The following is a 20,777-nucleotide window of genomic DNA, read 5'->3' on the forward strand; positions in this document are numbered from 1 at the left end:
GCATGACCTGCACCGCATCCATCGACACTCCGATCGGCCCGATCGAGGTTGTCGCGCGAGACGGCGCGATCGTGAGCGTGCGGTTCGTGGACGGGTCAGTCGCGGGAGTGCGCGCGTGCGATTCGGCGCGCCTCGGCGGCGCCGAATCGCGAGAGGCGTGCGAGGCCATCGCGCAGTTGCGGGCGTTCTTTGCCGGCGAACTCCGAGAGTTCGATCTCCCTCTCGCGCCGTGGGGCACGCCCTTCCAGGCCCGCGTGCTCCACGAGGTTCGCGGTATCTCCTACGGCCGGACATGCACCTACGGCGAGATCGCGCTGCGGATCGGCAGCGCTGGGGCGTCACGCGCCGTCGGCGCGGCCAACGCACGCAACCCGTGGCCGATCGTCGTGCCCTGCCACCGCGTCGTCGGCGCGGGCGGCCTGCTCACCGGCTACGGCGGCGGGACGTGGCGCAAGCAGTGGCTGCTGGGGCACGAGGGGGGAGGGTTGGCGCTTCCGCTGCCTGCAGCGACCGGCGCTGCCGCTCATTCGAACGCTGAAGTTGTGTACGCAACCGGGCCGCGGAGCACGGGTCTTTGAACGCGGTTGGATGGGTTCCTATGCTTTCGGCCGCTGGCCCAGGGGCGGTGGCTCCTGGGCCTTGCAGTCTGGCGAGGCGCGGGATTCGGGTCGAGAACTGGAGGTTTGAGGATGCACGGTCTGATCCAGCCGCACGGCGGCACGCTGGTGAACTGCCTGGTCGATGACGTTCGCGCGGGTGCCTTGCGCACCCAGGCAGAAGGGTTGCCCAAGATCCTGCTCACTCCCAAGCAGTCCTGCGACCTCGAACTGATCGCCAACGGCGGGTACAGCCCGCTGACGGGCTTCATGGGCGAGGCGGATTTCGAGTGCGTCTGCCGCCACATGAAACTCACGACGGGAGAGACCTGGGCGATCCCGATCCTGCTGAGCGTGAAGAAGGAGAACGCTCCCAGCGTCGGCAGCCGGGTCGCGCTCATCGCCTTCAACGGCGTCCTCCAGGGCGTGATGACGGTGAAGGAGGAGTTCGTCCACGACAAGAAGCTCGAAATCCCCAGCGTCTTCCGCACCGAAGACGCGGCCCACCCCGGCGTGGCCCAGGTGCTCGCCGAGGGCGATGTGTGCCTCTCCGGCCCCGTCGAGGCGCTCACGCTGTGCGTGGACCCCAAGGGGCCTGAGGCGTTCCTCGATCGGCGCCTGACGCCGGCGCAGACGCGAGCGGCGTTCGTGGAGCGGAAGTGGCAGACCGTGGTCGCGTTCCAGACGCGCAACCCGATCCACCGGGCGCACGAGTACGTCTGCAAGTGTGCGCAGGAGATCTGCGACGGGCTGCTGATCCACCCTCTCGTCGGCGAAACGAAGAAGGGCGACATCCGCGCGGACGTGCGGATGCAGGCCATCGACGCCCTCGTCAAGCGCTACTTCAACCCCGCCACCACGCTCGTCAGCGTGCTGCCCGCAGCCATGCGCTACGCCGGCCCGCGCGAGGCCATCCACCATGCCATCATGCGGAAGAACTACGGCTGCTCGCACTTCATCGTGGGGCGCGACCATGCTGGCGTCGGGACGTACTACGGCACCTACGACGCGCAGAAGATCTTCGACGAGATCGACCAGGCCGCCTTCGGCGTCACGCCGCTCAAGTTCGAGCACACGGGCTACAGCAAGTCCTACGGCGGGATGGTCTCCGGCAAGACCTACCCGAAGATCGAGGGCGACATCATCAACCTCTCCGGCACCGCCGTCCGCGAGCTGCTCTTCAAAGGCGAGCGCCCGCCCGCCGAGTTCAGCCGGCCGGAGGTGGCCGACGTGCTGATCGCCGCCGCCAAGGCCGGAACGCTCTTCGTGGAGTGAGGCAGGCGGCAGGAGTGGACAGGCGGGAGCATGGGAGCGCGTTCACGCGGCCCGAAGGCCTGCGGCAAGGAGATTCCCTGCCCGTCTCGGTGCGGGGCAGAGGTGGTGGAACGCCGCGCCTAGCGTTTCGGTATCAGGGGTTCCCGGGGCGTGCGGGCGTGTCGCCCGCGAGGCATCCGGCGGAGCCGGGCCGGGCCGACGAGATCGGCATCGGCGCAAGGAGCGAGTCATGAAACGTGGAATGGTCGCGATGGCGGCTGCGTTGGTGATGGCGTCCGGGATGCCGGCGTTGGCGCAGGAGGGCGGCGCGAAGCCGGCGCAGCCGGCGAAGGCGCGCGAGGTCGCGCCGGGCGTGAAGGTCGAGCGTATCGCGGACCTTCAGGTCGGGGACAAGGCGCCGGAGTTGAAGATCGCGGAGTGGGTGAAGGGCGACCCGGTGACGAGTTTCGAGAAGGGCCGGGTGTACGTCGTAGAGTTCTGGGCGACGTGGTGCGGGCCGTGCATCGCGGGGATGCCGCACCTGTCGGAGCTCCAGAAGGAGTACAAGGACAAGGGCGTGCGGATCATCGGCGTGAACATCTGGGACGACACGACGAAGGTGGCGCCGTTCATGTCCGACAAGGGCGGCGACGAGAAGATGCACTACACCGTGGCGATCGAGGAGAAGATCCCGGACACCGACGCCCGCCGCACCGGCCGCATGGCAAAGGAGTGGATGGAGGCCTCGAAGCAGCAGGGCATCCCGAGCGCGTTCATCGTGGACCAGAAGGGGTTCATCGCGTGGATCGGGCACCCGATGACGATGGACGAGCCGCTGAAGGAGATCGTGGCGGGCGAGTGGGACATCGCCGCGGCGGCCCGGAAGTACGTCGATGAGATGAAGACCGAGGTCAAGTTCAGCGAGTACATGACGGCGATCCGCGCCGGAGACACCGCCAAGGCCTACGCCGCGGCGAAGGAACTGATCGCCGGTCCGACGTGGGACAACGCGCAGATGCTCAACTCGCTGGCGTGGTTCATCGTGGACCCGGACGCGAAGATCGAGCCGCGCGATGCGGAACTGGGGCTGAAGATCGCCGAGCGCGCCAGCGAGCTGACGAAGCACGAGAACGCGATGATCCTGGACACCTACGCGTGGGCGCTGTGGTTCGCGGGTCAGCACGACCGCGCCCTGGAGGTGCAGGAGAAGGCCGTCAGCCTCGCCCCCGCGAACATGAAGGAGCAGCTGGCGGAAGCGCTCGAGCGCATGAAGAAGATGAAGAGCGGCGGCTGATCGTCGCGGCTCATGGTGTGAGACACGCACGCGCCGGGCGGCAACGCCCGGCGTTTTTCGTGCGCGAGGCCGGAAGGGGGAGGATGAAGGACGAAGGGGAGGAGCGGTCGGAGTCGCTTCAGGCTTCTTCGAGGGCGTCGCGGTAGCGTTGCATGACGTCGGCACGGGTAACGAGGGCGAGAGGTCGCCGCTCGTCGTTGTCGTTGACGACGACGAGGCTGGCGGCGTCGCAGGCGGCGAAGCGGTCAAGGGCCGCTTCGAGTGTCTCGTCGGGGAGCAAGGGGGGAACATCGTCGCGCATGAGTTCGGCGACCAAGAGCAGCGGGATCGCCTCGCGGTCGATGAGCGCCGTGCGCACGTCCAGCCCCGTGACCATCCCGACGTACCGCCCGCGCTCGTCCACCACGGGGAAGTCCGGCGTGTCGTAGACCGCGTGCATGGCGACGAGCTTCGAGACGGGGTCGGAGGGATAGACCGGCTCGGGCGGGAGCGCGGTTTGCTTCACGCCGCGGACGTGGACGCGGCGCAGGACCGTGAGGTCGCGCGAGCGGCCGACGCGCAGGCCCGAGCGGCGCAGTCGGAAGGTGTAGATCGAGTCGCGGTCGAGGAGTTGCGCGACGACGGTGGCGAGCACCGCCGCGAGCATCACCGGCAGCATGACGTAGATGTTGCGCGTGAGTTCGAAGAGCAGGAGAATGGCGGTCAACGGCGCGTGGGACGACGCGGCGAGAACGGCGGCCATGCCGACCAGGGCGTACGAGGCGGGCGTCGAGCCTTCGGGGATGAGGTGCAGGAGCTCCAGCGTCAGGCCGAGCGCACCGCCCGCGGTCGCGCCGAGGAACAGGCTCGGCGCGAAGACGCCGCCTGAGCCGCCCGAGGCGAGCGTGAACGTGGTAGCGACGGCCTTGAAGAGTATGAGCAGCAGGAGGAGCGCGAGCACGGCAAATCGCGCGTCCGTGCCATCCGAGCCGAGGTAATAAGTATCGGGGGCCAACAGGCGGTGGATCGGCTCGTAGCCGTTGGCGAAGAAGGCTGGCGCGGGGCCTCGGGTGAGCGAGGCCGTACCGAGGGCGTGTTCGAGCGCGACGTAGGCGATGGCGAGCGCGCCGAGGGCGAGGCCGCCGGTCACCGGCTTCAGGAGAGGGTGGATGCGCCAGGCGTCGTACAGGTCTTCACCCTTGTGAAGGAGGCGTTGAAAGGCGACAGCGACCAGGCCGCAGATGCCGCCGAGGAAGACATACGACGGGAGTTCCTGCGGCGTGAACTCGAGAGCGTGAAGGGTCTCTTCGACAGTGAAGATGGCTTCGTTGTCGCCGAGGACGGCCTGTGTCGTGACGGCGGAAAACACGGAGGCAACAACGATGGGCGTGAATGCGCGGAGGGAGAAGTCACGGAGCAGGACTTCGAGCACGAAGATCACGCCGGCGATGGGTGCGTTGAAGATGGAGGAGATGCCCGCGGCCGCGCCGCAGCCGACGAGAACGGACATCTGCTCGCGCGAGACGCCGAGGCGCTGGCCGACGACTGAGCCTGCGGTGGCGCCGATCTGAACGATGGGGCCTTCGGTGCCGGCCGACCCGCCGGAGCCGACGGTGAGGATGGAGGTGGCCACCTTGACGATGCCGGTGCGCCAGGGGAGGAACCCTCCGCGGGTGATGAGGGCGCGCATGACCTGCGGGACACCGTGGCCTTTGGCCTCGGTGGCGAAGTAGTGGACAAGGACACCCGTGGCGGCCAGACCGACGGTGGGAAGGACGACGAGGCCGACGGGACCGAGACGGGCCTCGAGAGTGTGGGCGGAGTCGAAGGCGCGGTGCAGCAGCCAGTCGAAGCCGATGGCCGCAAGCCCCGTAAGCGTGCCGACGAGCGCGCCGATGATGATGAGATACCACTCCTCGCGGAAGCCGAGTCGCTTGAGAGCGCGGCGGATGGAGGCGGTGAGCGCGGCCATGCTCGCCCGCACTGTATCGGGCGGGATGGGCGGGGCGCGGCGAAGTCTGAAAAGCGAGCGAGTTGAGGGGGCGCTCCGTGGCGGATGCGTTCAGGGCGCGCGCCGGTCCTCCATCGCCTCGGCAACGGGACGGTCGGGGGACGCTGGAGTGGGCGCCGTGGGAACCGAGGTCGTGGACACAGCGGTCGGCGTCCCGGCGGGAGCATCGAAGCCGCGGACCACGCGCGGCGCGGGGCCTTCGGGGGGCTTCGTGCGGCCGAAGCGCCTGTGCTCCTCGTCGGCCCACTGGTCGGCGATCTTCCACCACAAGAGGATGAACGGCACGCCCAGCACGGCGACGACCACGGTGGTAACGATGATCTCGGTCATGGGCGGGGCTGTTGGTGGTGCGCAGACAGGATGCCGGTGGGCTTCGTGGTTGCGACCGGTCATGCTAGCCGAGAACGTGCGCGTCGCCGTTGACGCGCGCCGTTTGTTTGGTTATTGTTCGTATCAAGAGGGAGCCGGGAACTCGCGGAAGAGCTAGGAGTTGAACTGCCCGACAAGCATCGGGTTTCGCTCATCGGGTTGGCGGCGGATCCTGACGCGGATTCCGGTGCTCAACACCTCGGGGTCGTGTTCGAAACCGAGGTACGTCTCGACAACATTCAGATCCACAGCCGCTGCGACTTTGCAGAGTTCGTTGGAGCCGGACGATCACACACGATTGAGTTCACACCGATCGAGAAAGTGTTCCGCATCTACGACGAACTTGATCCGTGGTCATCTCTCGTCGTATCGAACGACCTCGCCGTCGTCACCGGCCGATCGAAACAGAGTCGGCAGTTGACGCTGACGTTTGGCTGATCCCGAACACATTACAACTCCACCATCTCCACCTCCGCCTCGTGGCGTGCGGCGGGGGCCGGGAGGGCGACTTCGGAGGCGAAGGCGGTCAGGGCGGGGGTGGCCCGGGCCATCTCCGCCCGGACCTCGGCCGCATTGAAGAGGCGCGAACGAGGCAGCACCACCTCGGTGGCCTGGGGGACCATGCCGGGCTGCTCGTCCACGACGACGACCTTCACGCGGCGGGGCGACGCCAGCGCCTCGCCGTGCAGGACGGCGAGGAGGTCGAAGGCGGTCTGGCCCTCCGAGCGGGCGAACTCGACGGGCGGGATGGCGGCCTCGAAGGCCTGGAGCAGGCCGCAGGCGTTCTCGAAAGTGCCGGCCTTCTCGGCCCAGGTGCAGCCGGGCAGCACCACGTCCGCGCCGTCAATCAGCGGGCCGCCGAGCGTGTCGATGAGAACGACGAATCGGCCGTGCCTGCGGTCGGCGGCGTCGGCCAAGGCCCGCGGCGCCCAGTCGCCTTCGGTGTAGTTGCCGGTGAGGATGACCGCACCGACCTCGTCGCCGGCGATGCGTCGGACGAAGTCGTCGTATTCGAGCGTCTCCCCCCCCACCGCCGCGAGGACGCGACGGACACCGCGTGCGTTGGGGGCCTTCTCGGCGTAGACCGTGAAGGCGCGGGGGTCGTCGTCGGCGACGCCGGGTGGGAAGGTCTGGTTTTCGCCGCGGCAGGGGACGGGGCCGACGCCGAGGATGGCGCGTGGGTCGATCTCGCGGGCGAGGGTGGCAAGCGCCCAGGCGTCCTCGCAGGTGAGCATGGGGCTGACGAGAAGGGCGAGGCGGCGTCCGCCCTCGGCGGCGCGGCGCAGGCCGTCGATGGCGTCGGCGTAGCAGCGCTCGGAGTCGTCCTCGACGAGCGTGCCGTACTGGCGTCGCAGGCAGGAGCGGAGTCGGCTGTCGCTGTGGACGTGCTTCCAGCCGTAGCGGACCTCGTCGGTGATCCACCACTTGTTGACGGCCGGGTTCTCGCGCGGCTTGATGCGGTAGACGCGGCCCTCGTTGTGCTCGATCCAGATGTTGTCGCCGCTGGCGGTGATGCCGTCGATGGAGGGCGTGGAGCGGAGGAACCAGACGCGCTGGGCGAAGAGGAAGTCCTTGTCGAGGAGCGCGCCGACGGGGCAGAGGTCGATGACGTTCGCGCTCAGTGGGTTGGTGATGCCGATGCCGGGGAAGACGTCGATCTCTTCCTTGTTGCCGCGGCCGTCGACGTACAGCTCGGCGGTACCCGAGACCTCGCGCGTGAAGCGGACGCAGCGGGTGCACATGATGCAGCGGTCGGCGTAGAGGTAGACATGCGGGCCGAGGTTCTTCTTGGGGTTCTTGACCTTCTGCTCTTGGAAGCGGGAGACGCCCCGGCCGTACTTGAAGGAGTAGTCCTGCAACAGGCACTCGCCTGCCTGATCGCAGACGGGGCAGTCGAGCGGGTGGTTGATGAGCAGGTATTCCATCACCGCCTTCTGGTTCTGGACGGCCTTGGGCGAGTCGGTGTGGACGACCATGCCGTCGGAGGCGGGGGTCTGGCAGGTGGGGAGGAGCTTGCCGCCCATGAAGGGTTCGAGGCGGTTCTCGTTGCGGGGATTGGGCGCCCAGACCTCGCCGAGACAGATGCGGCAGGAAGCGACGATGGAGAGGCCGTCGTGGTAGCAGTAGAAGGGGATGTCCACGCCTGCGGCGTTGGCGGCCTGAAGGATGGTCTGGCCGGGGGTGAAGGGGCACTGGACGCCGTTGATGGTGACCGTGGGCATGGGACGGGAGTGTAGGGGAGAGGCGGTCGCGTGCCACGAGGGGCCGCGCGTCGGATAGCCTTGCGGGCATGTCGGACACGGGGTCGAAGCAGGGGACGCCGATGCAGGGCCCGCGCGGGACGCGCGACCTCTACCCGGCCGAGGCGGCGCGGCGTCGGTGGATCACCGAGCGATGGCGCGAGGTGGCGGTGCGGCACGGGTTCGAGGAAGTGGACGGGCCGACCTTCGAGGAATCCGACCTGTACGCGGTCAAGAGCGGCGAGGGCATCCTCGGCGAGTTGTTCCAGGCGTACTCGGGCAAGAGCCACGACGAGGTCGAGCGGGTGAAAGCGACTGGGCGCGCGCCCTATGCGATGCGTCCGGAGTTCACGCCGACGCTGGTGCGGATGTACGCGGCCCGGGCTGCGGGGCTGCCCAAGCCGTGCAAGTGGTTCCAGATCGGGCCGTTTTTCCGGGCGGAGCGGCCGCAGCGGGGGCGACTGCGGGAGTTCTTGCAGTGGAACTGCGATGTGCTGGGGCTGGACGTGCCCGTGGAGAAGCGGAACGCGGAGGACGCAGAGGCAGAAGCGGAGGTCGCGGAGGCGAAAGCGAGGATGGACGGGGAACTCCTCTGCCTCCTGATCGACTACTTCTCACATGTCGGGCTGTCCTCACAAGAGGTGATCATCAGGTTCAACAGCCGCTCGATCGTTGAACGCAAGATGAACGCTCTCGGCATCCCTGACGACAAGCGACCTCGCGTGCTTGCGTTGATCGACGCGGCTTCAAAGCTGGAGTCGGGAGAGTTGTCGGCGCGCCTGCGCGACCTGGGTTTGGACGAGGGGGCGTTTTCGCGGCTCTTCGGCAGACCGCTTGTGGGCGAATCGATCATCATGGGTGACTCGGACGTTCTCGGGTTCGTCGGCGATATCGTTGCTGCCGTTCCGTTCAACGACTGCGCGGATTGGCTTCGATATGACCCGGGCATCGTCCGCGGCCTTGCGTACTACACGGGCACCGTGTTCGAAGTGATCGCCGAGGGAGAGCGGGCGGTGGCAGGGGGGGGGCGGTACGACAACCTGGTGGAGTTGTTCGGCGGGCCGCCGACGCCGGCGGTGGGGTTCGCGATGGGCGATGTGGTGCTGGCGAACCTGCTGCAGGACAAGGGGCTGATGCCGAGCGATGCGGAGTTGATGGGGCTGGTGGGGCAGACGCCGGACGTGTTCGTGCTGGGGAACGGGACGGAGGAGGCGGAGAGGCAGGTGCGGCCGCTGGTTGCCGCCCTCCGCCGCGGCTCACCCTCGCCCCAGGACTCAAGGCACAGGACGCAAGACTCACTCCACGTCCGCCACTCGTACAAGGCGACGAAGAACGTCGGGAAGTTGCTGAAGGAGGCGGCGCAGCAGGGGGCGCGGTTCGCGGTGATCGTCGAGAGCGGGGCCGATGCGACGGTGAAGGACCTGCGCACGGGCGAGCAGTGGCCGGATCGCGTGCCGATCGGCGATGTGGGGCGTCGCATCGCGGAGCGGGTGCGTGGCGGATAGAACGCACGGCGCGCCTTCGTGCTGATCGCGGAATGCGGTTGTGCGTTGTTGCCGGAAGCAGAGGAGAAGCCGCACGGAAAGGCGGGGCATAGGCGGCACAAGGATGTCTCCGGATCGGAGTGCGGCCTGCAACGCCGAAGGCGTGCCATAGCCGGAGCCGGGGGCAACGCCCTTGGTGCGGTGCATTGTGCGTTGCGAGCCGCATCGCGTCGGGCGAACGGGGGCGGCGCGCACGACGGGTTGGCACGCCCTTGCAGGGCTTGTCCGGTGGCGGGTCTCGGTCCAGGGGCGTTGCCCCTGGCTCGGGCTGGTTCACGCCTTTGGCGTGGGTCAGAGACCAAGCGGGTCGCCCGTGCGCGCTCGGATGGCTGTCGATGGATTGCGTGCGGCAAGTGCGCGGACGAGCGTGGGAAGGAGGGGTAGGGGCGAAGCCGCCACGGAGTGGCGGGGTACCCAAGACAGAGGCGCCACGGAGCGAGCGGGTACTCGATTCGCACGAACTTCGTGGAATCAGCGTCACTCGGACGGTTCGTCGCGGTCCCGTCCTGTGTGGTTCGCGCGGTCGAAGAACGCGCCGAGCACGTTGGTCGTGTTGATCTCGGGGAGCGAGAGCGGGCGGTCGCGGCGGACGAGCGCGCTCCCCACGTCGCGTGCGATGCGCACGACCGTGCCGACACCCGACAGCACGGACGCTCTCGGGCGGTGCTCGTTGGGTCGAACGAGGAGGAGCGTCATGTCGTCGACCGCGTCGCGGCCGCCGGCGCGGTCGGCGAGCGCGCCGAGGAGGGCGGGGATAAGGGCTTCCGGGCGTGACGCGTCGAGGCGGGCGAGGAGGTCGAGCAGGCCGGCCTGGCCGAGGAGGCGTCCGTCGGCGGTCGGCATCTCGGTGACGGCATCGGTGTAGAAGAGCGTGAGGTCGCGCCTGCCTAGGTGCACGCGCACCTGCCCGAAGGTGGCGTCCTCGATGCCGAGCGGGATGTCCGACGCCGCGACGGCTGTGTCGGGGGGCGGGGCGATGAACTCCCACGCCCCTCGCGCGGCGCGGTAGAGCGCGGCGGGCGGGTGGCCCGCGGAGGTGATCGCGAGGTCGGACGTGGGCGTCCAGACCGTGGCGACGGAGGCGGTGGCGAACTGGCCGATGCGGGCCAGGCCGACGAACTCGCGGTTCAGGTCCGCGACGAATCGGCGTTGATCGACGTAGTTGACGTAGCGGCGGAGGAGTTGGCGGAGGCGCTCGGCGGCGTCCGCGACGGCCGCGCCGTGCCCGCTCACGTCCGCGACGAGGAGGCGGATGACGCGGCCGGTGACGCAGGACGAGAGATAGTGAATGTCGCCGCCCTCGGCGTCGCCCTCGACGGGGCGGCTGAAGACCCAGGCGTCCAGGCCGGGCATGTTGACGGCGTGATCGACGGCCCGGTTCCCGCCCCACACCTCGAGGCACTGCATGGTGCGCGGGCCTTGGGCGGTCGCGTCCGGCATGGCCAGAGCGTAGCGTGGCGGGCGGGGTGTCGAGCGGGCGTCGTGCCGCCGACCTGCGGCGGCACGCGACATCGGCGGTTGTCGTATCCTGCGGCCCCCGGGAGCGTGCCATGCAGTTCGCGTTGATCCTGGTTCTCGCGTTCGCCCTCGGCGCGGTCGCGCTGGGCGCGGAACGCCGGCACCGCCGGCTGCGACGGCGCATCGCGCGGCTGGACCGGCGCGAGATGGAAATGCTGCACGCGGTCAAGCCGCTCTACGCGTTCCGGGCCGAGGAGCGGCTGCGGGCCGCGGGGCGGGCGGCGCGAATGCCGGTCGAGTTCCGCTCGCAGTTCGGCGAGGACCTGTTTCTGGACGAGTTGTTCGCGGGGCAGGCGGAGGGGTTTTTCGTCGAGGTCGGCGCGTACGACGGCTACACCTACGCGGTGACGTACGCGTTCGAGGCGATGGGGTGGACGGGGCTGCTGGTGGAGGCGGTGCCGTCGCTGCACGCGCTGGCGGCGGCGCGTCGGCCGGGGTCGCGGGTGGTGAACGCCGCCCTGTCGCGCCGGGGGTCGTCGGGGACGGCTTCGTTCACGCACCTGATCGACTCGCGCGCGCCCGGCGGCGGAGGGGGGGGCTACGACGCCTCGTCGTTCCTGGACGACCCGGCGGGGCGGGGCTTCACGAAGCGCCCGCCGCGGACGGCGGAGGAGCGGGTCGAGGTGCCGCTGACGACGATGGACGACCTGCTGTCGGAGCACTCGGGGGCGATCGACCTGGTGGTGATCGACGTCGAGGGGCACGAGATCGCGCTGCTGGACGGGTTCGACCTGGCGAGGTTCCGGCCGAGGGTGATCCTGATCGAGGACCACGGGCTGGGGGCGGACCCGACGCTTGCGGAGTATCTGGGGGCGCGGGGGTACGAGCACGTGTGCTGGCTGTCGTACAACCGGGTGCTGGTGCGCCGCGACGAGGGCGCGCTGCTGGAACGCGCGCGGCGGATCGCGCAGCACACGGCGACGGCAAAGACGGCAGGGTGAAGCCGGGTGCGCCGTCCGGGTCGTTCCGGCTGTCGGTCTACATATGGATCGCCTTCCCCTCGCTGGCCAGGGCGGCTTCGCGGACGGCCTCGTGCATCGTCGGGTGGGCGTGAACGGTCACGATGAGTTCCTCGGTCGTCGCTTCGAGCCGGCGAGCGAGGGTGAGTTCGGCGATGAGTTCGGTGGCCTGGTCGCCGAAGATGTGCGCTCCGAGGATCTCTCCGCGGGGCAGGCCGCGGATGATCTTGACGAAGCCGTCGGTGTGGAGTGCGGCGATGGCCTTGCCGTGGGCTTGGAGAGGGTACGAACCGACCTCGTAGTCCTCACCCTTCTTGAGGCCGCGTTCCTTGAGGGCTCGCTCGGTGAAGCCGACGGAGGCCACCTGCGGCTGGCAGTAGGTGCAGCCGGGGATGACGGAGTAGTCGATGGGGATGGGTTCGTGGTGCTTCTTGGGGTCGTTGCGCCAGGCGATGCGTTCGACGCAGATGATGGCCTCGTCGCTGGCGACGTGAGCGAGCCAAGGCGGGCCGATGACGTCGCCGACGGCGTAGACGCCGGGGACGCTGGTCTTGTAGTCGATGGGTTCGTTGGCTGTCTTGCCGGGCTTGAAGTCGGTCACGATGTGGTCGCGCTCGGTCTTGAGGCCCAGCGCGTCGTCGAAGAGGCCGTCGTATCGGCCCTTGACGCCGATGGCGAGCAGGACGCGGTCCGCCTCGATGGTCTCCTTCTTCGACTCGTCGGGCTTGCCGTCCTTCACGGGGGCGATGGTGACCTTGACACCGGCCTTGGTCTTCTCGACGGCGGTGGTGAGGTGGCCGGTGCGGATGTCGAAGCCCTTCTTCTTGTACAGGCGCTCGATGGCCTTGGAGACGTCCTCGTCCTCGACGGGGAGGAGGCGGTCGAGCATCTCGACGATGGTGACCTTCGTGCCGAAGGAGTGGTAGAAGTAGCCGAACTCCATGCCGATCGCGCCCGCGCCGACGACGACAAGAGCCTTGGGCATCTCCTTGTTGAACATGGCCTCGCGCGCGCCCCAGATGCGGTCGTGGTCGAACTTCGCGAAGGGCAGGTCGCGGGCGACAGAGCCGGTAGCGACGAGAACGTTGGTGGCGGTGAGGGTCTCGCGGGGCTTTGCGGCGGGCTTGGCCGGGGCGTCGGTGCGCTCCTCCTGGACCTCGCAGTCGTAGACCTCGACGCGGCAGGGCTGGTTGCCCTTGGCGCCGCTCACGATCTTCGCGCTGCCGACGACGTGCTCGACCTTGTTCTTGCGGAAGAGGAACTCGATGCCCTTGTTGAGCTTGGCGGCGACGTCGCGCGAGCGTCCGATGACCTTGGACCAGTCGAAGTCCACCTCCCCCTTGAGCTTGAGGCCCCACACGTCGCGCTCGTGGAGTTTCTCCATGAGTTCGGCGTTGGAGAGGAGCGCCTTGGAGGGGATGCAGCCCCAGTTGAGACAGACGCCGCCGAGCTTGGCCCGTTCGACGCAGGCGACTTTCATGCCGAGTTGCGCGGCGCGGATCGCGCCGACGTAGCCGCCTGGACCGCCGCCGATGACGATGAGGTCGAAGTGTCTCTCAGCCACGCGAAGAGCCTTTCTTTCGGGGTGTTTCCCGCGGTGTGCCCGCGGTGGGTTGGCAGTATAGGGAGGGGCGTGCATGGCTTCGGACACGGGCGATTGGGGTTGGTCGGAGCGGGGCGATCCTGTAGACTCGCGCGGTCGGCGGGGCACGTGCGCTCGCCGGACAGGGGGCGAGTATGGCGAGACAACGGGCATGGGCGGCTGCGCTGGCGGCGGGTTTGCTGGCGTGGTGCAGCGCGTCGGCGTTTGGGCAGCGGGTGGTCGCGCTGATCGCTGATCGGGCGACCCTCGCGCCGGGCGAATCGGCGACGCTGCGGCTGGCGACGGTTGGCGCGGACGGCGCCCGAGAGATCGCGTGGGGCGAGGCGGGGGTCGAGTGGATGTTCGTCCGCGACAGCCGCTCGCAGCGGAACCACGCGAGCGCGCCCGTCGAGGCGGATGGGAAGACGGTGCGGGTCTCGCCCGCGCGCGCCGGCGTGACGATGGTGGGCGTTGACCTTGCACGCCGGGTGGAGGTGATGGGGGCTGGGGAGTTCGAACGGCTGGTCGAGCGGACGGGGAAGAAACCGCAGGAGTTGGAGACGGGGCCTGGAAAAGCCCCGCCCCGCGAGCGGGACGTGCGCGTGGCGCGGGTGGAGTCGGCGTGTGTGCTGGTGCGCGTGGGCGGCTCGGCGACGGACATCGCCGTGAGCAAGTCCGGGCTGGCGACGGAGATTCGCTCGCTGATGGACCCGACCCAGCTGCTCCTCCCGAGCGACATGGCCGTGCGCGTCTACGCCGACGGGAGCGGCGTGCCGGGCGCCACGGTGATCGCCACCCACACTGCGAGCGGCGTCGAGCGACGGACGACAGCGGACGACAAGGGGATCGCGCCCGTGCATCTCGACAGGCCCGGCGCATGGCGACTGGAGTTCCATCACGCCGCGCCGGCGCGCGATGACACGGCGGATTGGGTTATCTACTCGTGCGTGCTGACCTTCGAGGCCGGCGTTGCGGCGGGGGGGGCACGATGAGGCGGCCGCTCGCGGTGTCGGTGTGCACGGCTGCGGTGGCGACCGCGACCGCGCTCGGGCAGGGGTGGGAATCGCTCGGTCCAGCCCCGGCGAGCGTGTCGGGCGGGTCGGCGGGGAGGATCAGCGCGGTGGCGTGCAGCCGCGTGGACCCCGACCTCTACTTCGTCGGCGCGGCGGACGGGGGCGTGTGGCGCACGCGCGACGGCGGGCAGTCGTGGACGCCGCTGACGGACCACCTGCCGACAACGGCGATCGGTGCGATCTCGCTCGACCCGCACGACGAGCGGATCGTCTACGCGGGCAGCGGCGAGGCGAACTTCGCCAACCACTCGCGCTACGGACTGGGGCTGTACAAGTCCACCGACGGCGGAGAGACATGGAGCGTGCTCGCGGCCGAGACGTTCGCGGGGCGGTGCTTCTCGCGCATCCGCATCGACCCCACGAACACGGACGTGCTCTACGCGAGCGTGGCGCGGGCGGGCGGATTCCCGACCCTGGCGGCCGCGAAGGGGCACCCGGGCGCGGCAGGGCCGGTGGGCGTGTTCAAGTCCGCGGACGGCGGGGCGACGTGGACGCACCTGACGAACGGGCTGCCCGCAGTGGACGCGACCGACCTGGCGATGGACCCGGCGGACCCGGCGACGCTCTACGCGGCGATCGGGCACATCTTCGGCGACCCGGGGAACGGGGTCTACAAGTCAACGGACGCCGGAGCATCGTGGACGAAACTCGGCGGAGGGGGAGGGTTGCCGGGGCCGGTCGGGCGCATCAGCCTCGCGGTCGCGCCCAGCCAGCCCTCGCGCGTGTTCGCACTGCTCACGATGCCGGCGGACGCGACCGGCGGCGGGGCGGAGAACATCGGCGGATTCCGCTCCGACAACGGCGGCGCGACGTGGACGCCGCACGGCTCGGTGAACCAGGCGACCTATGGGTGGTACCTCTCTGTCGTAGGCGTCAAGCCCGACGACGCGAACGTCGTCTTCTACGGCGGGCTGAACATGCGCCGCTATGTCAACGGCGTCGGCGCGAACGTCACGCCCCCGCACGTGGACATCCACGCGATCGAGTTCGACGCGGCGGGACGGATGGTCGTCGGCGATGACGGCGGCATCCACCGGAGCGCGGACCTCGGCGACTCCTACGTGAACCTGAACGATGGTCTTTCGACCGTGCAGTTCTACGCCGGGCTGTCGCTCCACCCGACCAACGATCGCTGGGTCATGGGCGGAACCCAGGACAACGGCACCAACCGGCGAAGCGAAAGCGGCGTCTCGTGGACGACGGTGCTCGGCGGCGATGGCGGGTGGACGCAACTCGACGTCACGCGCCCCCACCGCGTCTTCGCCGAGTACCAGGGAACCGGGAACCTGTTCCGCTCGACCAATGGCGGCAACTCGTTCACGCACGTCGGCGGCGCGATCAATGGACGCAACTGCTTCCTGCCACCCTACCTGATCGACCCCGCCAACCCGGACAGGATGCTCTACGCGACACACCGCATCCACCTGAGCACCAACGGCGGCACGAGCTGGAGCGTGCTGAGCGGAGACCTCACGAACGGCGCGGGGGCGATCCGTGCGCTGGCGATCGCGCCGTCGGACCCCGCCTTCGTCTATGCCTCGACGAACGACGGGAACATGCTCGTCTCGCAGAACGGCGGGGCGAACTTCGGCCTGGTGATGACCGGGCATCCGGGCTGGCCCCGCGTGACGCGGGAACTGACGGTCGCCCCGGACGATGCACGCGAGGTCTACCTGGCGACGGCCGCATTCGACGGGCCGAAGGTAAGGCGCTCGCGCGACGCGGGCGCGACGTGGGACGTGCTGGACGGCAACCTCCCCGACCTCCCGGTGAACGTCGTGGTCGTCGATTCGTCGTGCGGGCTGCGGCCGCTCTATGCGGGCACGGACGCGGGCGTGTACCGCTCGCTGAACGGTGGCGCGTCGTGGCAGCGGTACGCGGAGGGCATGCCGAACGTGGCGGTGATCGACCTGCTCCTGGACGGCCCGCGCAACCGGCTCGTGGTGGGCACGCAGGGACGCGGGGCGTGGGCCGTGCCGGTCTTCGAGCCGGGCGACTTCAATATGGACGGGGGCGCCGACACGGTGGACGTCCTGCACTACCTGAACGCCTTCGTGGCCAGCGACCCCGACGCGGACCTCGACGGGGACGGCGAGGTGACGACGCTGGACTTCCTGGCCTTCCTGAACCGGTGGGCGGTGGGGTGCGGCTGAGGCCCGGGGTGAACGCCGGATCGGCGACACCGAGCGTGTTTCCCGTTGGTCGAACCGGGACGCATGGTTAGATTGGGATGGAATGATACGAAGGAGGTTGGGTATGGGTACGCGCGTGGCGGCCGCGTTGGCGGCGATGTCGCTGGGCTTCGGGGCGATGGGACAGTCGGCGTCTCGGGCGGTGTTCGTGGGGCACTACCACACCACGACAGCAAGCGTGACCTCGTTCCGAGTGAACCCGGACGACTCCCTCACGATGGTGGGGAACTACCCGACCGAGATGTGGACCTCCACGCTCGCGCTCTCGCCGGACGGATCGCTGCTGGCGGCGGCGGACGCGGCAGGCTCGCAGGACGGCAGCTCAACGATGGACCGCTTCCACATCTTCGAGGTCTCGCCGGACGCCTCGCTGACGAAACTCGCGTCGTTCTGGATCGACAACTCTCCCCTCGCGGCGGCGTGGCTGAGCAATGAAGTGATCGCGATCACGAGGTCCGAGTTCGGGGCGTCGCAGATCCACGTCTGGCGGTTCGACCGGGACGCATTGACGCTGACGAAACTCTCGTCGCAGGCGTCGGGGTCGTTCAACACCGCGCTCGCGATGCACCCCGTGGACGGCAAGCTGTACTCGCAGGACTCCACCGGCCTGAACATCCGGCGCTGGACCATCAACCCGGACTGGACGCTCACGAACGACCTGACGGTGGGCACGCCGAACTACCCTCTGAACATCAGGATCAGCCGCGACGGGACGAAGCTGTACGCCGGCGGTGGCATCAGCGGCGACGGGAAGAAGATCCTGGGGTACGACGTGGCGGAGGGCGTGCTGATGCCGCTGCCGGGGTCGCCCTACACGTCGCCGGGGGCGTCCCCCGCGTACCCGGCGATCACCGACGATGGGGCGTACCTGTTCATGGGGCACGGCACGGACGCGACCGTGCGCTCGTTCAGGATCAACCCGGACGGCTCGCTCACCTCGACCGGGTTCATGTTCGACGTGGGGCTGCAAGGGACCATCGGGAACATGGACAGCATGGACGACCTGCTGTTCGTGACGGACGATTCGACCGCGACGGACGGGATCGCCGGGCTGTACGTGTTCAAGGTCCACGCGAACGGCTCGTTCTCGCTGACCGCGCCGATCTACGACACCGGGGCTGTGCGGGCCGAGGGGGGGATGGCGGTCTGGCGCGGCCTGCCGCCCTGCTACGCCGACTGCAACGGGGACACGATCGTCAACACGCTGGACGTGCTGTGCTACCTGAACCTCTATGCGGCAGGCGATCCGGCAGCGGACTGCAACGGCGACACGGCGGTGAACTCGCTCGACGTGCTGTGCTTCCTGAACGCGTACAACGCGGGGTGCCCCTGAGCCTGCCCGATCGAACAGTCCGGAAACGTTCTAAGAGCCCGGCCGCTGATCCGTCGAACCAAAGGGCGGGGTTCTTGTAGCATCCGCTCCGGGGCAGCCGGTAGACTGCGTGTTGCACCGCGAGACGCTCCTCGCCGGCCTCATTCGGCCGCGTCCGGTGGCTCGTTGTGGGGAAGGAGCCGAACCATGCGGCGAGGATCGCACAGGCTCGGGTCGTGGAGCGTCCCTGCGTTCGCGCGGGGCGTGATTGTCTGCCTGTCGGCGGCGACCCCGGGGGCATCCGGGCAATGCGACCCGGCAGAGACGCACAAACTGCTCGCCTCGGACCCGCAGACGAGCGCGGGGTTCGGGCTGTCCGTCGCGGTGAGCGGGAACCTGGCGATCGTGGGCGCGCCGACGGCGAACGGGGTCGCGTCGCAATCGGGCATCGCGTATGTCTACGACGTGAAAACCGGCGAACAGGTTCATCGGCTGATCCCGAGCGACGCGCAGGCGGGAGACCAGTTCGGCTGGGCGGTCGCCATCAGCGGAGAGATCGCTGTCATCGGCGCACGACGCGACGACGACCTCGGGAGCAACTCCGGCTCGGCCTACGTCTTCAACGCGGCGACGGGGCAGCAACTCTTCAAACTCCGGGCATCCGACGGCGCGGCGCAGGACGAGTTCGGCTACTCGGTGGCGATCGCGGGCGACCGCGCGATCGTCGGCGCCCGCCTGGCGAACAACTTCGGGGCCAACGACGGGAAGGCGTACATCTTCGACGTCACGACGGGCCAGCAGAAGCACCGCCTTATGTCCGCGGACAACTACGGCTCCGACGAGTTCGGCACGTCCGTCGCCATCAGCGGGAACATCGCCATCGTCGGTGCGCCGTTCCACGATGCCCCGAACTTCGTGCGGGACGTCGGCGCGGTGTACGTCTATGACGTGCAGTCCGGCAACCTGCTCCACAAACTCAGCCTTCCCGAGATCGTCCAGAACACGGTCTTCGGCCGGCGCGTCGCGCTGGACGGCACGACGGCGGTCATCAGCGCGTCGAGCGTGGCGCCCGCGTTCGCGAGCGTGTACAACGCCGCGTCGGGCGCCTTCGTCGGGTTCCTGCAGCAGCCTGGGAGTTTCTTCTCGACGAGCCTCGACGTGAGCGGCAGCACGGCGGTCGTCGGGTGGGACGGCGCGGGACCGTTCCTCGGTGCGGCGTTCGTCTACAACACCGAGACCGGCGCGCTGATGCACACGCTGGTCGGGTCCGGCCTCGAAACAACCGACTACTTCGGGACTGCGGTCGCGATCAGCGGGGGCACGACGATCGTCGGCGCGTACCTCGACGACCACGGCGGCCTCACCGACGCCGGCTCGGCCTACCTCTTCGGCGTGTGCGCCGACACCGACGGCGACGGGCTTCCCGACGACTGGGAGATCAACGGCATCCCGTACGAATCCGGCGGGCAGACACACCGGTTCATGCTGCCCGGGGCGGACCCGCTCCGCAAGAACCTCTATCTCGAAATCGACGCGATGGAGGGGTTCGAACTGGGCGACTGGCCCGTGGCGCACCTCGTCGCCGCGTTCGCCAACGCCCCGGTGAGCAACCCGGACGGGAGCGCCGGGATCGCGCTGAGCATCCTTCGCGACGACACCGACCTGCCGCACGTCGCGGACTGGCCGACCAACGGCTGCTGGCCCGTGGCGTTCGGCGCCTATCGCCAACAGCACTTCGGGACGTTCTGGGAGCGCGGCGACCCGCACGCGGAGGAACTGCTCAAGGCGAAGGCGAAGGCGTACCGCTACTGCATCATCGCGGATCGCGCCTCGCCGACTCGGTACGGCGGGTGCGGGCACATGCCGGGCGACAACTTCGTCGTCTATTTCGGGTCCGTGGCATTCGAGCCGTGGTCCGAGGCCGCCGTCATCATGCACGAACTGGGGCACAACCTCGGCCTGCACCACGGCGGCGGCGACGCGATCAACGGCAAGCCCAACTACCCGAGCATCATGAACTACGCCCTCTCGTACCCCTTGCAATGGAACGACGCGTTCTGGCGCCTCGACTACTGCCGCGCGGGACCGGAGCACTTCGCGCTGCTCGACGAGTCCTTCCTCGACGAGACACTCGGCGTCGGCAAGCCCGATGGGTTCTACCGGGACTACTGGATGCCCTTCGGCGTGAACGTGCTGGACGGGGGCGTGACGGTTCGCACGGCAAAGTACGTCCGGCTCAACGGCTCGCCGACGGACTTCGGCGATCAGCAAGGGACCGGGTTCCAGGACGGCGCGTTCGAGTTGGGCGTCGAGCAGGACCTCAACTACGCCGTCGATCCGCCGCTGGACGTCATGCTCCCGAGCCAGCCCTCGCCGGGCGACTTTCTCGAGGCCCATAACGACTGGGCGAACATCCGCCTCGCGACCAGCGCAGCGATCGGGCCGGGCGCGCCGGCACCGGAGATTCCTGAAGGCGAACTGACGGAAGAGGCGATCGCGTGGATCAACGAGAACTTCCCGCTCCCACCGGGCGCCTGCTACGCGGACTTCAACGGAGACACGCAGGTCAACTCGCTCGACTTCCTCGCGTTCCTCAACGCCTACGTCAGCGGCGACCCGGCGTCGGACTGCAGCGGGGACACGGTCGTCAACAGCCTGGACGTGCTGTGCTTCCTGAATCTGTACGTGGCGGGGTGCGAGTGAGGGTGGGTGGGTCGAATCGAGGGAAATCTAGGGGGTTTGGCGAAGCGGTGAGCAAGGGGTTCAATCCGAATTGATCGTGGCCGTTTCGCCGGCACGTGGCACACTGTAATCTGGGCAGGAACCGACGGCTGCGGCGTGCCGAATGGCCGCG

General features: G+C 68.8%; 15 protein-coding genes. 10 read left to right on the top strand and 5 right to left on the bottom strand.

What is annotated here, in order from left to right:
* Nucleotides 1-2 precede the first annotated feature (2 nt).
* The 3 genes from FBT69_03590 to FBT69_03600 all read left to right on the top strand — a co-directional run bounded on the left by FBT69_03590 (nucleotide 3) and on the right by FBT69_03600 (nucleotide 3,144).
* A complete protein-coding gene (locus tag FBT69_03590; protein ID MDL1903881.1) occupies nucleotides 3-578 on the top strand; it encodes a methylated-DNA--[protein]-cysteine S-methyltransferase in 576 nt (191 codons plus the stop codon).
* A gap of 111 nt (nucleotides 579-689) precedes the next feature.
* The gene (sat, locus tag FBT69_03595) at nucleotides 690-1,871 is read left to right on the top strand and encodes a sulfate adenylyltransferase (GenBank protein MDL1903882.1); all 1,182 of its coding nucleotides are present in this window, start codon (nucleotides 690-692) and stop codon (nucleotides 1,869-1,871) included.
* 229 nt (nucleotides 1,872-2,100) lie between these two features.
* Nucleotides 2,101-3,144 (top strand): redoxin domain-containing protein, encoded by a 1,044-nt coding sequence (locus tag FBT69_03600; protein ID MDL1903883.1) that lies wholly within the window; start codon nucleotides 2,101-2,103, stop codon nucleotides 3,142-3,144.
* A gap of 118 nt (nucleotides 3,145-3,262) precedes the next feature.
* On the opposite strand, the gene FBT69_03605 is transcribed toward FBT69_03600, so the two are convergent.
* Together FBT69_03605 and FBT69_03610 are read right to left on the bottom strand one after the other, a co-directional pair.
* Entirely contained in the window at nucleotides 3,263-5,095 is a 1,833-nt protein-coding gene (locus FBT69_03605; GenBank protein ID MDL1903884.1) for a chloride channel protein, read from the bottom strand.
* Between the two features lie 90 nt (nucleotides 5,096-5,185).
* The gene (locus FBT69_03610) at nucleotides 5,186-5,464 is read right to left on the bottom strand and encodes a hypothetical protein (protein ID MDL1903885.1); all 279 of its coding nucleotides are present in this window, start codon (nucleotides 5,462-5,464) and stop codon (nucleotides 5,186-5,188) included.
* A gap of 114 nt (nucleotides 5,465-5,578) precedes the next feature.
* On the opposite strand from FBT69_03610, the gene FBT69_03615 reads away from it, so the two are divergent.
* Nucleotides 5,579-5,941: a hypothetical protein gene (locus FBT69_03615; GenBank protein MDL1903886.1), complete on the top strand. Its 363-nt coding sequence runs from the start codon at nucleotides 5,579-5,581 to the stop codon at nucleotides 5,939-5,941.
* An 11-nt stretch (nucleotides 5,942-5,952) separates the two neighbouring features.
* Here FBT69_03615 and FBT69_03620 read toward each other — a convergent pair whose 3' ends face one another.
* The gene (locus FBT69_03620; GenBank protein MDL1903887.1) at nucleotides 5,953-7,725 is read right to left on the bottom strand and encodes a 2Fe-2S iron-sulfur cluster binding domain-containing protein; all 1,773 of its coding nucleotides are present in this window, start codon (nucleotides 7,723-7,725) and stop codon (nucleotides 5,953-5,955) included.
* Nucleotides 7,726-7,793: 68 nt separating this feature from the next.
* On the opposite strand from FBT69_03620, the gene FBT69_03625 reads away from it, so the two are divergent.
* Nucleotides 7,794-9,248 (top strand): hypothetical protein, encoded by a 1,455-nt coding sequence (locus FBT69_03625; protein ID MDL1903888.1) that lies wholly within the window; start codon nucleotides 7,794-7,796, stop codon nucleotides 9,246-9,248.
* Between the two features lie 516 nt (nucleotides 9,249-9,764).
* On the opposite strand, the gene FBT69_03630 is transcribed toward FBT69_03625, so the two are convergent.
* Nucleotides 9,765-10,799 (bottom strand): serine/threonine-protein phosphatase, encoded by a 1,035-nt coding sequence (locus FBT69_03630; protein ID MDL1903889.1) that lies wholly within the window; start codon nucleotides 10,797-10,799, stop codon nucleotides 9,765-9,767.
* Nucleotides 10,800-10,837: 38 nt separating this feature from the next.
* On the opposite strand from FBT69_03630, the gene FBT69_03635 reads away from it, so the two are divergent.
* Nucleotides 10,838-11,746 carry an FkbM family methyltransferase gene (locus FBT69_03635; protein MDL1903890.1) on the top strand — a complete coding sequence of 303 codons (909 nt, stop codon included), beginning with the start codon at nucleotides 10,838-10,840 and terminating at the stop codon, nucleotides 11,744-11,746.
* A gap of 37 nt (nucleotides 11,747-11,783) precedes the next feature.
* Here FBT69_03635 and lpdA read toward each other — a convergent pair whose 3' ends face one another.
* Nucleotides 11,784-13,403, bottom strand: coding sequence for a dihydrolipoyl dehydrogenase (lpdA, locus tag FBT69_03640; GenBank protein ID MDL1903891.1), 1,620 nt, complete (start codon nucleotides 13,401-13,403; stop codon nucleotides 11,784-11,786).
* A 98-nt stretch (nucleotides 13,404-13,501) separates the two neighbouring features.
* Between lpdA and FBT69_03645 the strand changes: the two genes are divergently transcribed.
* The 4 genes from FBT69_03645 to FBT69_03660 all read left to right on the top strand — a co-directional run bounded on the left by FBT69_03645 (nucleotide 13,502) and on the right by FBT69_03660 (nucleotide 20,626).
* Entirely contained in the window at nucleotides 13,502-14,338 is an 837-nt protein-coding gene (locus tag FBT69_03645; GenBank protein ID MDL1903892.1) for a DUF4198 domain-containing protein, read from the top strand.
* The gene (locus tag FBT69_03650; GenBank protein MDL1903893.1) at nucleotides 14,335-16,572 is read left to right on the top strand and encodes a hypothetical protein; all 2,238 of its coding nucleotides are present in this window, start codon (nucleotides 14,335-14,337) and stop codon (nucleotides 16,570-16,572) included. Before FBT69_03645 ends, FBT69_03650 begins: the two co-directional genes overlap by 4 nt.
* 103 nt (nucleotides 16,573-16,675) lie before the next feature.
* Nucleotides 16,676-17,944 carry a hypothetical protein gene (locus FBT69_03655; GenBank protein ID MDL1903894.1) on the top strand — a complete coding sequence of 423 codons (1,269 nt, stop codon included), beginning with the start codon at nucleotides 16,676-16,678 and terminating at the stop codon, nucleotides 17,942-17,944.
* 186 nt (nucleotides 17,945-18,130) lie between these two features.
* Nucleotides 18,131-20,626 carry a hypothetical protein gene (locus tag FBT69_03660; GenBank protein ID MDL1903895.1) on the top strand — a complete coding sequence of 832 codons (2,496 nt, stop codon included), beginning with the start codon at nucleotides 18,131-18,133 and terminating at the stop codon, nucleotides 20,624-20,626.
* Nucleotides 20,627-20,777: the final 151 nt, after the last annotated feature.

The sequence above is a fragment of the Synechococcales cyanobacterium CNB genome, assembly GCA_030263455.1.
GTDB lineage: Bacteria > Planctomycetota > Phycisphaerae > Phycisphaerales > UBA1924 > CAADGN01.

Coding starts and splice junctions, on each gene's coding strand:
- FBT69_03625 (MDL1903888.1), top strand. CDS start 7,794: ATGTCGGACACGGGGTCGAAGCAGGGGACGCCGATGCAGGGCCCGCGC.
- FBT69_03620 (MDL1903887.1), bottom strand. CDS start 7,725: ATGCCCACGGTCACCATCAACGGCGTCCAGTGCCCCTTCACCCCCGGC.
- FBT69_03600 (MDL1903883.1), top strand. CDS start 2,101: ATGAAACGTGGAATGGTCGCGATGGCGGCTGCGTTGGTGATGGCGTCC.
- FBT69_03660 (MDL1903895.1), top strand. CDS start 18,131: ATGCGGCGAGGATCGCACAGGCTCGGGTCGTGGAGCGTCCCTGCGTTC.
- FBT69_03650 (MDL1903893.1), top strand. CDS start 14,335: ATGAGGCGGCCGCTCGCGGTGTCGGTGTGCACGGCTGCGGTGGCGACC.
- FBT69_03630 (MDL1903889.1), bottom strand. CDS start 10,799: ATGTCGCGTGCCGCCGCAGGTCGGCGGCACGACGCCCGCTCGACACCC.
- lpdA (MDL1903891.1), bottom strand. CDS start 13,403: ATGCACGCCCCTCCCTATACTGCCAACCCACCGCGGGCACACCGCGGG.
- FBT69_03645 (MDL1903892.1), top strand. CDS start 13,502: ATGGCGAGACAACGGGCATGGGCGGCTGCGCTGGCGGCGGGTTTGCTG.
- FBT69_03610 (MDL1903885.1), bottom strand. CDS start 5,464: ATGACCGAGATCATCGTTACCACCGTGGTCGTCGCCGTGCTGGGCGTG.
- FBT69_03590 (MDL1903881.1), top strand. CDS start 3: ATGACCTGCACCGCATCCATCGACACTCCGATCGGCCCGATCGAGGTT.
- FBT69_03635 (MDL1903890.1), top strand. CDS start 10,838: ATGCAGTTCGCGTTGATCCTGGTTCTCGCGTTCGCCCTCGGCGCGGTC.
- FBT69_03605 (MDL1903884.1), bottom strand. CDS start 5,095: ATGGCCGCGCTCACCGCCTCCATCCGCCGCGCTCTCAAGCGACTCGGC.
- FBT69_03655 (MDL1903894.1), top strand. CDS start 16,676: ATGGGTACGCGCGTGGCGGCCGCGTTGGCGGCGATGTCGCTGGGCTTC.
- sat (MDL1903882.1), top strand. CDS start 690: ATGCACGGTCTGATCCAGCCGCACGGCGGCACGCTGGTGAACTGCCTG.